Below are 13,464 nucleotides of genomic sequence, written 5' to 3'. Positions count from 1 at the left end.
CCCATGCGCATCGGGATCGTGGGACTCGGCATGGGCGGCGCCACGCTGGCCTGCCTGCTGGCCGACCGCGGCGTGGACGTGACGGTCCTCGAGCAGGCCGAGGACCCGCGCCCGGTGGGGGCCGGCATCTGGCTGCAGGCGATGGGGCAGGCCGTGCTGGACCGGATCGACCTGCTGGAGCCGCTGGCCGCCGTGTCCCGACCGGTGTCGCGGGTCAGGATCGAGACATCGACCGGTCGGGAGCTGCTCGACTTCGGCTACGACGCCGTGCCGGGCGCGGCGCCCGCGCTGGGGGTCCATCGCGGCGCGCTCTTCGGGCTCCTGCACGAGGCCGTGCTGGCGCGCGGCGTGCCGGTCCACCTGGGGGTGCCGGTGTCGGGGGTGCGGCCCACCACCGCCGGCGTCACGGTCGAGACCCCCTCGGGCGACCACTCGTCGTACGACCTGGTGGTGGGGTGCGACGGCAGCCGGTCGTCGGTCCGGCGCAGCATGAACGTCACCGTGCGCGACCGCGAGTACGAGTACGGCGCCCTGTGGGCGATCGTCGACGACCCCGAGGCCCTCGCCGCCGACTGCCTGTTCCAGAGCCTGCGCGGCACCCGCGAGTACCTCGGCGTCCTGCCCACCGGCCAGGACCGTAGCTCCGTCTTCTGGTCGGTGCGGCGCCGCGACATGCACGCCGTGGTCACCCGCGGGCTCCCCGCCTGGCGCGAGGGGGCCCGTCCGCTCGCCGGCCGGTTCGCGCCGCTGCTCGACGGCGTCGAGGAGCTCCTTCCGGCGGGCTACCGCGACGTCGCCACCCGCACGCCGTACCGAGTGGACGGTGCCCGAGGCGCGGTCCTGGTCGGCGACGCCGCCCACGCGATGAGCCCGCAGCTGGGCACCGGCACCTCCCTCGCGCTGGCAGACGCCTGGGCGCTCGACCACGCCCTGGCCGGGCAGGCCGACGTGCCCCGCGCCCTCGCGGCCTACGCCGCCGGCCGGGCCGGACACGTGCGGTGGTACCAGTGGCTGACCCGCCTGATGATGCCGGTCTTCCAGAGCGACCTCACGCCGCTGGCCTGGCCGCGCGACCTGCTCGCGCCGGCTGTGATGCGCGTGCCCGGCATGACGGGCCAGATGGTGGCCACCCTGCTGGGCGACCGCACCTCACCGTGGTCGGCGTGGGCGCTGCCGACGCACGAGGGCTCAGCCCGCTGAGACGACCTTGACGGTCTCGCAGCCGTGGACCGTGGCCTCCTCCGGCACCGGGGCGTTGAAGATCACGACATCCTGGCCGGGGCCGCAGCGGACCTCGAGGTCGTCGTCGGCGTACGTCGCGAAGATCCGGTCGTCGCCGCCGCCGCCCCAGGCGGAGTCGTCGCCGAAGACGTAGATCGTGTCCTTGCCCGCGCCGCCCCACGCACGGTCCTCGCGACCGTCGCGCCCGGTGTCGATGGTGTCGTTGCCACCGCCGCCCCACAGGGAGTCCTCGCCCTTGCCGCCGTTGAGGCGGTCCTTGCCGGCGCCACCCCACACCGCGTCGTCTCCCCCGCCGGCGCGCAGTCGGTCGGCGCCGCCGTAGCCCCACATGCTGTCGCCGCGCGGGGTGCCCACGAGGGTGTTGGCACGGTCGTCACCCCGGCGTACGGCGGCGTCGGCCGGGGCGACGGCGAGGACGACCGGGAGCGTGGCGATCAGGGCGGCGGCGAGGGTGCGGGTGCGCGGGCTCATGGGCCGATCCTCCCACCGACGGCGGCGGCCGCGTCAGACCTGCTCCTCCTCGGGGCGTCCCGGGTCGTCGTAGACGGGCTCGGTCTGGTGGGCGCGCAGGGCCTCCAGCTGGGCGCACACCGCGACGCCGTAGAAGAGGGAGATGGAGGACAGCAGGCTCCACAGCAGCAGCGCGACGATCCCGGCCAGCGGACCGTAGGTGCTGCCGAAGGACCCGCTGAGGTTGACGTAGAGGGCGAGCCCGGCGGCGGCGAGCATGCTCAGCCCCACGGCGACCGCCGCACCGAGCGCCAGCCAGGACAGCGCGGGCTGGCGCCGGCGCGGGGCGTGGTCGAGCAGCACCGCGATGGTGAGGACCAACAGCACCAGACCCGCGGGCCAGCGGCCGACCTGCCAGGCGGTGTGCGTCCCGTCGGACCAGCCGTACTCCTCCACCATCGCGTCGCCGAAGGCCCCGCCCGCGACGAGGAGCAGGAAGCCGAGCCCCACCGGCACGGCCAGCACGGCGGTCAGCACCGCCGCCCGTCCGTACTTGGCGATCGCGGGGCGGTCCCGGCGGATGCCGTAGATGCGGTTGCTGCCCCGCTCCACCTGTGCCATCGCGGTCGTCATCGACATCAGCGCGAACAGCAGCCCGACGACGAGCGCGACCTCCCCCGGCCCCTCGGAGCCCGAGGCGATCGCGCCGACGAGGGCGTCGTCGCCGCTCGACCCGGGCGAGACGGCGTTGATCGTGCGCGCCACGACCTGGGCGGAGCGGTCCTCGTCGAGGTCGGCGGCCAGCCCGGTGACGGCGAGCATGAACGGCACGACCGCGAGGCAGGTCTGCAGCGCGAGGGCCCGGCTGTTGGTGAACCCGTCGCCGTAGCGGAAGCGCACGAAGCCGTCGACCGCGACACGACGCAGGCCGAAGCGACGGGCGAGCCGCCAGGCGTCCTCGGCGTCGAGCTCGTCACCGTCCATCTCGGTGGTGACGGGGACCGTGCGCGCCGTCGTCATCCGGGCACCCTACGAGAGCGCGTGCAGTTCTTCGCCGGCGCCCAGCGCAGTCTCAGGATGGTCACAGGCGGCGTACCCACGATGGAGACATGAACGACCAGCCTCCCTTCCCGCCGCCGAGCCACCGGCCTGACGAGCCCACCGATTCCACGCAGCCGCTGCCCTTCGCCGTACCTCCGGCAGCGGCTCCCGCCCCGGCCCCGACCTCCCGACCGGCGACCCGTCGCCGCGGTCGGGCCGGACTCGCCGCCGCCGTCGTCGGCGCCTCGCTCCTCGTGGGCGGGTCCGCCGGCGTCGGCGGCGCCGCCGCCTTCAACGCCTACGACGACGACGGCGCAGGCGCGTCCTCGAGCGCGACCCCGGACCGCACGACGTCGCAGGTGGCCGACACCCCCGACAGCGACGCGCCCGCCGGCAGCGTCGAGGAGGTCGCCTCCTCCGTGCTGCCCTCGGTCGTGAAGCTCGACGTGTCGGGAGGGCAGGGCGCCGGGTCCGGCTCGGGCATCATCCTGAGCTCCGACGGCCAGATCCTCACCAACAACCACGTGGTCGAGCTCGCCGGCGACGACGGCCGGATCACGGTCTCGTTCAACGACGGCACCAAGGCCTCGGCCGAGGTCCTCGGCACCGACCCGCTCACCGACACCGCGGTCATCCAGGCCCAGGACGTCAGCGGGCTGACGCCGGCCACGATCGGGGAGTCCGACAACCTCGACGTCGGCGAGGAGGTCGTCGCGATCGGCTCGCCGTACGGCCTGGAGTCGACGGTGACCAGCGGCATCGTCAGTGCCCTGAACCGGCCCGTCGACGTCGGCTCCGACGGCGAGGGCAACAGCACGACGTACCCCGCCATCCAGACCGACGCCGCGATCAACCCGGGCAACAGCGGCGGTGCGCTGGCCGACATGGACGGCAACGTCGTCGGGATCAACTCCTCGATCCGCTCGGCCTCCAACGGCAGCGGCGAGGCCGGCTCCATCGGCCTCGGCTTCGCGATCCCGATCGACTCGGTCCTGCCGATCGTCGAGCAGATGGCCGACGGCGAGACGCCCACCCACGCCAAGCTCGGCGTGAGCGTCCAGGACGTCGCGGACGCCACGGGCGCCGAGGTCACCGAGGGCGCCCAGATCGGGGACGTCAGCGACGGCTCGGCCGCGGGCTCCGCCGGGCTCGAGACCGGCGACGTGATCACCCGGGTCGACGACACGGTGATCACCGGCGCCGACTCCCTCGTGGCGACCATCCGCACCTACCGCCCGGGCGACGAGGTCACCGTCGCCTACGAGCGCGACGGCAGGAGCGACACCACGACGCTCACGCTCGACTCGGACGCTGAGCGCAGCTCGTCCTGAACCTGACGGGCGGGTGGGTCGACCGCCCGCCCGTCAGCCCAGCACGTCCCCGCCCCGCCGACCGTCAGGTCAGGCGAGGCGCTTCTGCAGCTCGCCGGCGCGCTCCACCGGTACGAAGCCGAGCCGCTCGTTGACGCCGATCATGTGGCCGTTGACCTCGGCGTTCCAGGTCACGACCCGCCGGGCGCCGGGGTCCTCGCGCTGCAGGAGCCGCAGGTTGGCGACCTTGACGGCCATCCCGAGGCGGTGGCCGCGGTCGGCGCGACGCACCAGCGTGCCCCACTGGTAGGCGCGCCCCGGCTCGTGGACCGTGGTCGCCACGTCGGTGTAGGCCACCACGGCGCCCTCGGCGTCGAGGGCGGCGGTGTTGTACTTCGTCCGTCCCTGCCGACGCCCCAGCTCCTCGCCCTCGCGCAGCGCGGCGATGTCGACCGCCTCCGGCTCGCGCTCCATCTCACCGGTGGGGGCCTCGGTCATCAGGGAGGCGGAGAGCTCGGCCCAGCCCTGCACCAGGTCCTCGGGCACGGGGCCCACGAAGGAGCGCAGCGTGTAGCCCTCGTGGTACGCCGCCGCGTCGCTCGCCAGCTGCTCGAGGAGCTCCTCGGCGACCGGCAGGCGCAGCTCGCGCACGACGTCGCCCAGCGCGAGCTCGAAGCCGTGCGCCAGCGCGAACTCCAGCCCGGGCGACCCGGCACCCTCGGGGCCGCGGTCGTAGGGCCAGGTGGCCTCGGCGGCGAGGACGTGACGACCCTCGGAGCGCACGACCTCCTCCGCGGCGGCGAGCATCGCGGAGCCGTGGCCTCGGCGCCGGTGCCCCGGGTCGACGTGGACCGCGACCTCCGCCTGGTCGCGGTTGTCCAGCAGCGGCATCACGATCCCGGCCACCGCCACCACCGCGCCGTCCACCTCGCCGACGAGGCCCACCCAGCGGCGGCGGCGGCCCGGCGTGCGCAGCTGGGCCCGCAGCTCCTCCAGCGCCCACGGCGTCGCGAGCTCCTCGCGCCCGTGGCGCTCGGCGCGCAGGTAGACGTCGTGCCACGCCGTGACGGTGGCGTCGTCGGCGTGGTCGACCACGCGGGTCCTCAGCTCGCTCATCGGACGCGCTGCACCCGGCCCTCGTCCCACACGGGACCGTCGGACTCGTAGACCGCGCCGTCGGAGCCGTAGACCAGGAACCGGTCGAACCCCCGGGCGAACCACCGGTCGTGGGTCACCGCGACCACCGTGCCGTCGAAGGCCTCGAGGCCCTCCTCCAGCGCCTCCGCCGACTGGACGTCGAGGTTGTCGGTGGGCTCGTCGAGCAGCAGCAGGGTGGCGCCCGAGAGCTCGAGCAGCAGGATCTGGAAGCGCGCCTGCTGCCCGCCCGAGAGCGACTCGAAGCGCTGGTCGGCGGCGTGCGCGAGCTCGTAGCGGTCGAGCACCCGCGCCGACTGCTCCTGGCCCATGCCGCGACGACCGCGACCGTCGGCCTCGCCGTCACCCCGGTGCAGGATCTCCGTGAGGGTGCGACCCACCAGCTCGGGGTGCTCGTGGGTCTGCACGAACCAGCCCGGGCGCACGCGGGCGCCGAGCTTGGCCTTGCCGGTGTGCGGCACCGGCTTGATCGGCACCTCGCCCACGGGCTGGTGCTCCACGTCCGGGTCGCTGCCGCCGGCGGCGAGCAGGCGCAGGAAGTGCGACTTGCCGGACCCGTTGGAGCCGAGCACGGCGACCCGCTCGCCGTACCAGACCTCGAGGTCGAAGGGCCTCATCAGGCCGGTGAGCTCGAGGTCCTCGCAGACGACCGCCCGCTTGCCGGTGCGGCCGCCCTGGAGCCGCATCGTCACCTGCTGCTCGCGCGGCTGCTCGGTCGGCGGCCCCGCCTCCTCGAACTTGCGCAGCCGGGTCTGGGCGGCGCGGTACTGGCTGGACATGCCGTCGTTGTACTCGGACTTGATCTTGAGCCGCAGCACGAGGGCCTTGATCTTGGCGTGCTCCTCGTCCCAGCGCCGGCGCATCTCCTCGAAGCGGGCGAAGCGGTCCTTGCGCGCCTCGTGGTAGCTCGCGAAGCCGCCCGGATGGGTCCACACGAGGTTGCCCGCGTGGCCGAGCTCGACGGTGACGACACGCGTCGCGGTGTTGTCGAGCAGCTCTCGGTCGTGGCTGATGAAGAGGATCGTCTTGTCGGACTCGCGGATGCGCTGCTCGAGCCAGATCTTGCCGGGCACGTCGAGGAAGTTGTCCGGCTCGTCGAGCAGGAGCACCTCGTCGGGGCCGGCGAGCAGGTACTCCAGCACCAGCCGCTTCTGCTCGCCGCCGGACAGGGTGCGCAGCTCGCGGCACTTCGCCTTGTCGTAGGGCACCGCCAGCGCCTTGACCGTGCAGACGTCCCACGCCACCTCGATGTCGTAGCCCCCGGCGTCGGCGTACTCCGCGAGCGCCTCGGCGTAGCGCATCTGGGTCTTCTCGTCGTCGGTCTCCATCAGCGCCAGCTCGCAGCGGTCCACCTCGGCCGCCGCCGAGCGGACCCGGGGCGGGGAGACCGACAGCAGCAGGTCGGCGACGGTCGGCTCGGCGCCCAGGCCGGCGTTGACCATCTGCCGCATGACGCCCAGGCCGCCACTGCGGGTCACGGCCCCGGAGTGCGGCACCAGGTCGCCCGTGATGATCCTGAGCAGGGTCGTCTTGCCGGCGCCGTTGGCGCCGACCAGCGCCACCTTGGCGCCCTCCCCCACCCGGAACGAGACGTCGTCGAGCAGCACCCGCCCGTCCGGCAGCTCGAAGCGCACTCCACTGACCTCTACGTGTCCCACGTCGACCGATTCTCCGTCATCCGCGACCGGACGGCACCTTCTTTAGGCGGGCGCCGACACGACCCGCCGCCCCCCCGACTCGCTACACCCGTTCGGGCGATACTGGCGTGCGCGAGGGAAGCACCGTGTTTTAGGATCGTGCCCCATGACGGCACAGGCGGAGGTAGCGGACAGCAACGTCGACGTCGACGTCGCCCGCACCCGCCGCCCTGGAGTGCGCCTCGCGGCGATGGTCGTCTGGGTGGCCGCGGTGGCCGCGTGGTGGTGGCGCTTCGGGATCCCCAACGACTCGATCACCGTCATGATCACGCTCTGGCTCGGCACGGTCGCGTGGAACATCGAGGCCCACCCCCGCGAGCACCTGAACTTCCTGCGCGACTGGTGGCTGCCGGCAGCGCTGCTGACGTTCTACTTCTTCAGCCGCGGGCTCACCGACGAGCTCCAGATCCCGGTGCACTGGACGATGCCCATCGACGTCGACCGCTGGATGGGGCTGGGCACGACGCCCACCGAGACCCTGCAGGCCGCGTGGTGCGGCGAGCCGTGCAGCAAGGACAGCGACCCGCGCTGGTACGACGTGGCGTTCACGTTCGTCTACGCCTCGCACTTCCTGGCCGGCCTCACCATCGCGGTGGTGCTGTGGGTGCGCAACCACGCCGAGTGGCAGGTCTGGATGCGGCGCTTCGTCGGCCTCAACTTCGGCGGCCTGCTGATCTACATCTCCTACCCGATGGCGCCGCCGTGGCTGGCCTCCGACGAGGGCTACCTCGGCCCGGTCGAGCGGCTCACCTCCCGCGGCTGGCGCGACATCGGCCTGCAGCGCGTCGACGTGATCCTCAACGGCGTCGGCAACCCGGTGGCCGCCATGCCGTCGCTGCACTTCGGCACGGCGTTCCTGATCGCCCTCTACGCCGTCTGGCGGCTGCGCAGCCCCCTGCGCTGGCTGCTGTTCGCCTACCCGGCCGCGATGGGGCTGGCGCTCGTCTACTACGGCGAGCACTACGTCATCGACCTGGTCGCGGGCGGCGCGCTGGCCGGCGTCGTCATGGTCCTGGCGCGTCTCTGGGAGCGTCGCCGCGAGGAGCGGGCCGACGTCCACGCGACCGCCGACGACGTGCGCGTCTGACCCTGCTTCTACCTGTCAGTAGCATCGGGGCAGCCGACCAGGAGAGGGGCCGACCCGCATGCAGCTCGAGCTGTCCGAGGACGACCAGGAGTTCCGCGCCGAGATGCGCGCGTTCTTCACCACCGAGGTCTCCGAGGAGATCCGCCGCACGGTGATCGAGGGCCGCGAGCTCACGCGCGACCAGATCGTCGAGGCCCAGCAGACGCTCAACGCCGCCGGGCTCGCGGTGCCGCACTGGCCCGAGGCGTACGGCGGCCGCGGCTGGAGCGAGCTGCGGCGCCACATCTGGCACGAGGAGATGCAGCGCGCCGGCGTGCCCACGCCGCTGGCGTTCAACGCCTCCATGATCGGGCCGGTGATCGCGCACTTCGGCACCGAGGAGCAGAAGCAGCAGTTCCTCCCCAAGACGGCCAACCTCGACATCTGGTGGAGCCAGGGCTTCTCGGAGCCCGACGCCGGCTCCGACCTGGCCAGCCTGCGCACCACCGCGGTCCGCGACGGCGAGGAGTGGGTCGTCAACGGGCAGAAGACCTGGACGACGCTCGGCCAGTTCGGCGACTGGATCTTCACGCTGGTGCGCACCGACCCCGACGTGAAGAAGCAGGCCGGCATCTCGATGCTGCTCATCGACATGACGAGCCCTGGCCTCGAGGTGCGCCCGATCGAGCTGATCGACGGCGGCTTCGAGGTCAACGAGGTGTGGTTCGAGGACGTGCGCGTCCCCGCCGCCAACCTCGTGGGCGAGCTCAACGGCGGCTGGACGATCGCCAAGTTCCTGCTCGGCAACGAGCGCGTCGGCGTGGCGCCCGTGGGCGCCACCAAGCGCATCCTCGCCCGCGCCAAGGACCTGGCGAAGGAGACCTCCGACGGCGAGGGCGGCACGCTCCTCGACGACCCGCTGGTCCGCGCCCGCATCGTCGAGCTCGAGAACGAGCTGCTCGCGCTGGAGCTCACCGCGCTGCGCGTGGTCGCCCACTCGGCCGGCGGCGAGCCGCACCCCGCCTCCTCGGTGCTCAAGCTCAAGGGCACCGAGCTGCAGCAGGCGGTCAGCGAGCTGATGGTCGACCTGGCCGGGCCGGCCTCGGTCGCCTCCGGCGCCGACGACGGCTCCGACCTGCCCGACTGGACGCGCACCGTCACGCCGACCTACCTCAACCTCCGCAAGGCCTCCATCTACGGCGGCTCCAACGAGATCCAGCGGCAGATCATCAGCCGCACGATCCTCGGACTCTGAGCCCAAGGGGACACGACATGGACTTCACGTACGACGACGAGCAGGTCGCCCTCCGCGACGCCGTCCGCGGCCTCGTGGGCAAGGCCTACAACGACTACGAGCACCGTCGCCAGGTGGTCAAGGCCGACCCCGGCTTCGACGAGCAGCAGTGGGCCCGCCTGGCCGAGATGGGCGTGCTGGGGCTGCCGTTCTCCGAGGAGGACGGCGGCGTCGGCGCCGGACCGGTCGAGATCGGGATCGTCTGCCAGGAGCTGGGCCGCACCCTCGCGCCCGAGCCGTTCCTGGCCTCGGTCGTGCTCGCCGGCGGCCTCGTGGCCGCGGCCGGCACGGCGGAGCAGCGCGCCGAGGTGCTGGGCGCCCTCGCGTCCGGCGAGAGCGTGCTGGCGTTCGCGCACGACGAGCCCGGCCGCCGCTGGGGGGCGAGCGCCGAGAAGGTGACCGCCACCCAGGACGGCGACACCTGGACCCTGTCCGGCGTCAAGGAGCCGGTGCTGCACGGCGCCCGCGCCGACGTGCTGGTCGTCAGCGCCGCGCTGCCCGACGGCGGCACCGGCGCCTTCCTGGTGGCCGGCGACGCCGAGGGCCTCACCCGCTCCGGCTACGCGACGTACGACGGCGGCCGGGCCGCCCGCGTGGCCCTCGACGGGACCCCGGGCTCGCCACTCGGTGCCAACGGCCAGGACCTGACCGCCTCGATCGCCACGGTCCTCGACATCACCCGGATCATGGCCGCCAACCAGGCGCTCGGCGCGATGCAGACGCTGCTCAAGGCGACGACGGACTACCTCAAGAGCCGCAAGCAGTTCGGCGTCACGCTGAACACCTTCCAGGCCCTGACCTTCCGGGCCGCCGACATGTACACCTCGCTCGAGCTCACGCACAGCCTCGTCGACTGGTCGACGATGGTCGTCGCGGCCGGCTCGCCCGAGGAGGTCGCCGCGGCGGCCGCGCGGGTGTCCCTCCAGGTCAGCCGCGGCGGGCGCCACGTCGGCCAGGAGGCCATCCAGCTGCACGGCGGCATCGCGATGACCGCCGAGTACAACGTCGGCATGTTCGTCGCCCACCTCACCGCGCTGGACCACCTCTTCGGCGACGGTGACCACCAGGTGCGGACGCTCTCCGCAGCCGTCAGCGACTACGACCTGCTGGATCCGCTCGAGGTCTGAACGCTCCTGGACGCCTGAGATGTTGCTACTTCAAGTGGCGGCGCCCGGCGCCGCCGGGCGCCGCAGCGGATCTCGTTACGTGGGCGACGTAGACGGTTGGCGCATGACGCTCAACAACGCGGCGAGACCCGCGAAGGAATCCTCCTTGGCGCCACCTGAGTCGCCCTGGAGATGGGCCTGGAGCACCAATTGACCCATAGTCAGCATGAACCGCTGCTTCTCAGCCTCGTCCTGTATCTGATTGCTGTAGGAGATCATCGTTCCCATGGCCGTCGACAGATCCCGTGCGCGCTGATGAGCACGGTCTCGGCCCCGCGCTCTCGCCAAGAGGACTCCCGCTACCGCACCGAGCGCGGCGGTGGAACCTGCGTGAGCGCCAAGTAAGCCGCCCATCGAGTAATCCGGCCCGATGCCCAAATAGTGGAGAACCAACGGGAGCACAGCAACGCAAGCCGCTGCTGCAAGGACTCCAATCCCCCATCGCCAAGACGTTTTTGACTCCCCAGCATTCCTCTTAGCCTCGGCATCGAACAACGCGTTGACCGCACCGGAATTGACGCTCGAAATCAGCAACTCTGCCTGGCGAGCCTTGGTCTCTAGATCGGTGCGCCACTTCTCGATGTCCACTTCGCTGCGCGCCGCAATCTGCCGAAGGTCGGCTTGTGTGGACTGCGCGTCGGCCAGGAGGTCACGAACTTCATTCGTCCGGCGCTGCGCATCGCGGACAACCGCATCCCACGACTCGGGATTAGGGGAGAAGCGCATTGTCACGCCCATCAGCTTCACCGCGGACTCGATCTGACCTTGTGAAAGCAGACCCCAGGCCTGGCCAACTGGGTCCAGTGCTGACGTGATCGTGCCGGTGCCTTCTTGAATGAGGTCCACCAACTGGTCGAGGAGATGAGGAGCGCTTGCAATGTGACCCACCATGTTGTTGTACAAGTGATACGGCACCCACGGCATCCCCAGGCTTTGCGCTTTCTGGGCGTACGGCAACGCGCGATCGAATCCCGGAGCACCCTGCTGCATGCTCAGCCAGACCATTAGGGCCAGCGCCCACGGTTCCGCTCGATCAGCGGGCTCTGTTAGCCGATCAATCGCCGCCTGTTGATTGGTGGCGTTCCACTGCTGGAAGACGAACTGCGCCGTTTCCACTGCTCCAGGCGGGACCTGGCTATTCGTAACGTCGCCATTCATATCGCAATGCTAAGTCTGAGGAGCGCCGGACTTAGTCCTTTCGACAAGAACGGTGCGCTCGCATCCGAAAGCGGGTGCTGTGACCAAGTGTCGCCTTCGCTGCTTGTGTGGACCGGCGGAATAATCTGGGCACGCTGAGCACGTTGCACCCGCAATCGCCGAGGATGTACCAATTACATGCGAGGTTGCAGCGCCACGCCGGCCCGCCCTCCGCAAACGGCACGGCAGGGTCGAAGTCGCAGCGAGCGGCTGGTCGGGAACACCACGGGAACACGCACGTCATGAACGAGTTCTTGCTGCTCACACTGGCGTGCCAGGCCTCCTACGCGGCTACATCGATGTGCCCTACGAGGTGGTGGACTAAGTCCACGGCGAGGTGGGCCTGCGGGAAGGGCATCGGACACAACATTGCTTGGAGCCGGCGTGCCGACAGCCCCGCCGGTGGCGGGGTGGGGGACGGTCAGGTTCGTCGTTCGGGCTCGGGCGGCTCGATCGGGGTGGTGCCGGTGTGATCGCGTCGGTAGGTGTGGCCGTGGGCTGAGTGCCACAGGTAGGTGCCGCGGTCGAGGACGTCGTAGGTCCACCGGCCGTGGGTCTTGAGCCGATGGTGTCCGCGACAGAGGGGTGCGCTGTTGCAGGAGCAGGTCGGTCCCCCGTCGGCGTAGGGGATCGCGTGGTCCTTGTCGCACCGGGTGGCGGGCCTGGTGCACCACGGGAAGATGCAGGTGAGGTCGACGATCTCGGCTTGCTCTGCGAGTCGGGTGGGGTGCTCGTAGGCGGCGACGTGGACGTGGTCGGCCAGGTCATGGACCGGGCGTACGACCACGGCAGTGTCGGGGTTGCCGCACCACTCCCGGATCGTCTCGGCCAGGACAGGGGTGCGGGTGTTCTCGCAGCGGCCGAGGTTGGTGGCGGGGTTGCCGAAGACGGTGTCGTGGTCGAGGTGGACGACGAGCTCGACGGTCCGCCTCACCGAAGCCTTCGTCGTGACCTCGTCGGTGTCCTCGAACGGCAGCGGGTCGTAGCCGCGCGCCAGGTCGCCGGCGGCCATGGACCGCCTGACGTCGAGTGACTCCTCGGACCCGGCGGCCTTGAGGTCCGCGGCCCGGCGGGACAGGGCGGCGTTGAGGTCGAGGGCGTCCTGGGCATCGAGGGTGCCGTCAACGTCGACGGTGCCGTTGATCGAGACCTCGGACGTGTAGACGTCGAACTTTCTGCCGTCGACGGCCTGCCGGCGGGCCTTCTCGGCGGCCTCGGGGTCGAACCTGGCCCGGGCGGCGTCGATCTGGCGCTCCACCTCGGCGAGCGAGACCTCGTGGGCGACGAAGGAGACGTGCTGGTCGACGAACCTGGCGCCGGCATCGGGCAGGGCCATGGTCCGCTCAGCGACGAAGCGGGCCTTCCAGAACGGCAGCTCCCCAGACGCGACCCGCTCCCAGAGTCGCGGGAGTCGGTAGCGGACCTCGAGGGCCGCGCCGACGTAGCGCTTCGCGGAGTCGGTGGACATCCCGAGCGCGGCGCCGAGCTCCATGACCGCGAACTCGCTGACCCAGGGTGCCCCGTCGCCGGCGAGGGGGATGCCGTGGTCACCGAACGCGGCCTGACCTTCGTCGTCGGTGGCGTGGATGAGGCACCACTGAAGGGTGCTGTGCAGGGTGCGGAGCTCGGCCTGGCCCTGGTCGGCCCTGCCCGCGCGGACCTCGGCCAGCACGGAGCCGGCCTCGGGTCCGGTGGGGTTGCTCATGGTTCAACCCAAGCACTCGCCACCGACAATCGGAGCCCTGAATTGGGGCTCAGGAGGCCTTATCCACAAGGGCTGTCGAAACTTCTGAAGTTCTTCCGGGGGGTGGTTTCGAGACGGGACTTCGTCCCTCCTCAACCACCG

General features: G+C 71.5%; 11 protein-coding genes. 5 read left to right on the top strand and 6 right to left on the bottom strand.

Features of this window, described 5'->3' with window-relative positions:
- Nucleotides 1-3 precede the first annotated feature (3 nt).
- Nucleotides 4-1,200, top strand: coding sequence for an FAD-dependent oxidoreductase (locus IRQ30_RS14230; protein WP_193613588.1), 1,197 nt, complete (start codon nt 4-6; stop codon nt 1,198-1,200).
- Here the strand turns inward: IRQ30_RS14230 and IRQ30_RS14225 are convergent.
- Nucleotides 1,189-1,713 carry a calcium-binding protein gene (locus IRQ30_RS14225; protein ID WP_193613587.1) on the bottom strand — a complete coding sequence of 175 codons (525 nt, stop codon included), beginning with the start codon at nt 1,711-1,713 and terminating at the stop codon, nt 1,189-1,191. The genes IRQ30_RS14230 and IRQ30_RS14225 overlap by 12 nt on opposite strands.
- Before the next feature lie 33 nt (nt 1,714-1,746).
- Nucleotides 1,747-2,712 carry a YihY/virulence factor BrkB family protein gene (locus IRQ30_RS14220; RefSeq protein ID WP_193613586.1) on the bottom strand — a complete coding sequence of 322 codons (966 nt, stop codon included), beginning with the start codon at nt 2,710-2,712 and terminating at the stop codon, nt 1,747-1,749.
- A gap of 89 nt (nt 2,713-2,801) precedes the next feature.
- Here IRQ30_RS14220 and IRQ30_RS14215 point away from each other — a divergent pair, with 89 nt between their 5' ends.
- Complete coding sequence (locus IRQ30_RS14215; protein ID WP_193613584.1) at nt 2,802-4,064, top strand: S1C family serine protease; 1,263 nt, start codon at nt 2,802-2,804, stop codon at nt 4,062-4,064.
- A 69-nt stretch (nt 4,065-4,133) separates the two neighbouring features.
- Here the strand turns inward: IRQ30_RS14215 and IRQ30_RS14210 are convergent, their stop codons facing one another.
- Together IRQ30_RS14210 and IRQ30_RS14205 are read right to left on the bottom strand one after the other, a co-directional pair.
- Nucleotides 4,134-5,159, bottom strand: coding sequence for a GNAT family N-acetyltransferase (locus IRQ30_RS14210; protein ID WP_193613582.1), 1,026 nt, complete (start codon nt 5,157-5,159; stop codon nt 4,134-4,136).
- Nucleotides 5,156-6,856, bottom strand: coding sequence for an ATP-binding cassette domain-containing protein (locus IRQ30_RS14205; protein WP_193613580.1), 1,701 nt, complete (start codon nt 6,854-6,856; stop codon nt 5,156-5,158). Before IRQ30_RS14205 ends, IRQ30_RS14210 begins: the two co-directional genes overlap by 4 nt.
- 145 nt (nt 6,857-7,001) lie before the next feature.
- Here IRQ30_RS14205 and IRQ30_RS14200 point away from each other — a divergent pair, with 145 nt between their 5' ends.
- From IRQ30_RS14200 to IRQ30_RS14190, 3 genes are read left to right on the top strand one after another with little or no spacing between them, the layout of a single operon-like run.
- Nucleotides 7,002-7,982, top strand: coding sequence for a phosphatase PAP2 family protein (locus IRQ30_RS14200; protein WP_193613578.1), 981 nt, complete (start codon nt 7,002-7,004; stop codon nt 7,980-7,982).
- Between the two features lie 58 nt (nt 7,983-8,040).
- Nucleotides 8,041-9,216 (top strand): acyl-CoA dehydrogenase family protein, encoded by a 1,176-nt coding sequence (locus tag IRQ30_RS14195; RefSeq protein WP_193613577.1) that lies wholly within the window; start codon nt 8,041-8,043, stop codon nt 9,214-9,216.
- A 17-nt stretch (nt 9,217-9,233) separates the two neighbouring features.
- Nucleotides 9,234-10,382: an acyl-CoA dehydrogenase family protein gene (locus IRQ30_RS14190; RefSeq protein ID WP_193613575.1), complete on the top strand. Its 1,149-nt coding sequence runs from the start codon at nt 9,234-9,236 to the stop codon at nt 10,380-10,382.
- Nucleotides 10,383-10,457: 75 nt separating this feature from the next.
- Here the strand turns inward: IRQ30_RS14190 and IRQ30_RS14185 are convergent, their stop codons facing one another.
- A complete protein-coding gene (locus IRQ30_RS14185) occupies nt 10,458-11,579 on the bottom strand; it encodes a hypothetical protein (RefSeq protein ID WP_193613573.1) in 1,122 nt (373 codons plus the stop codon).
- A 460-nt stretch (nt 11,580-12,039) separates the two neighbouring features.
- Nucleotides 12,040-13,323 (bottom strand): HNH endonuclease signature motif containing protein, encoded by a 1,284-nt coding sequence (locus IRQ30_RS14180; protein ID WP_193613571.1) that lies wholly within the window; start codon nt 13,321-13,323, stop codon nt 12,040-12,042.
- Between the last annotated feature and the right edge of the window lie 141 nt (nt 13,324-13,464).

Source organism: Nocardioides lijunqiniae (assembly GCF_015024225.1).
In the GTDB taxonomy this organism is placed as follows: domain Bacteria; phylum Actinomycetota; class Actinomycetes; order Propionibacteriales; family Nocardioidaceae; genus Nocardioides; species Nocardioides lijunqiniae.
Note: the sequence above shows the minus strand (reverse complement) of the source record. Positions and strands in the feature narration are given on the sequence as shown.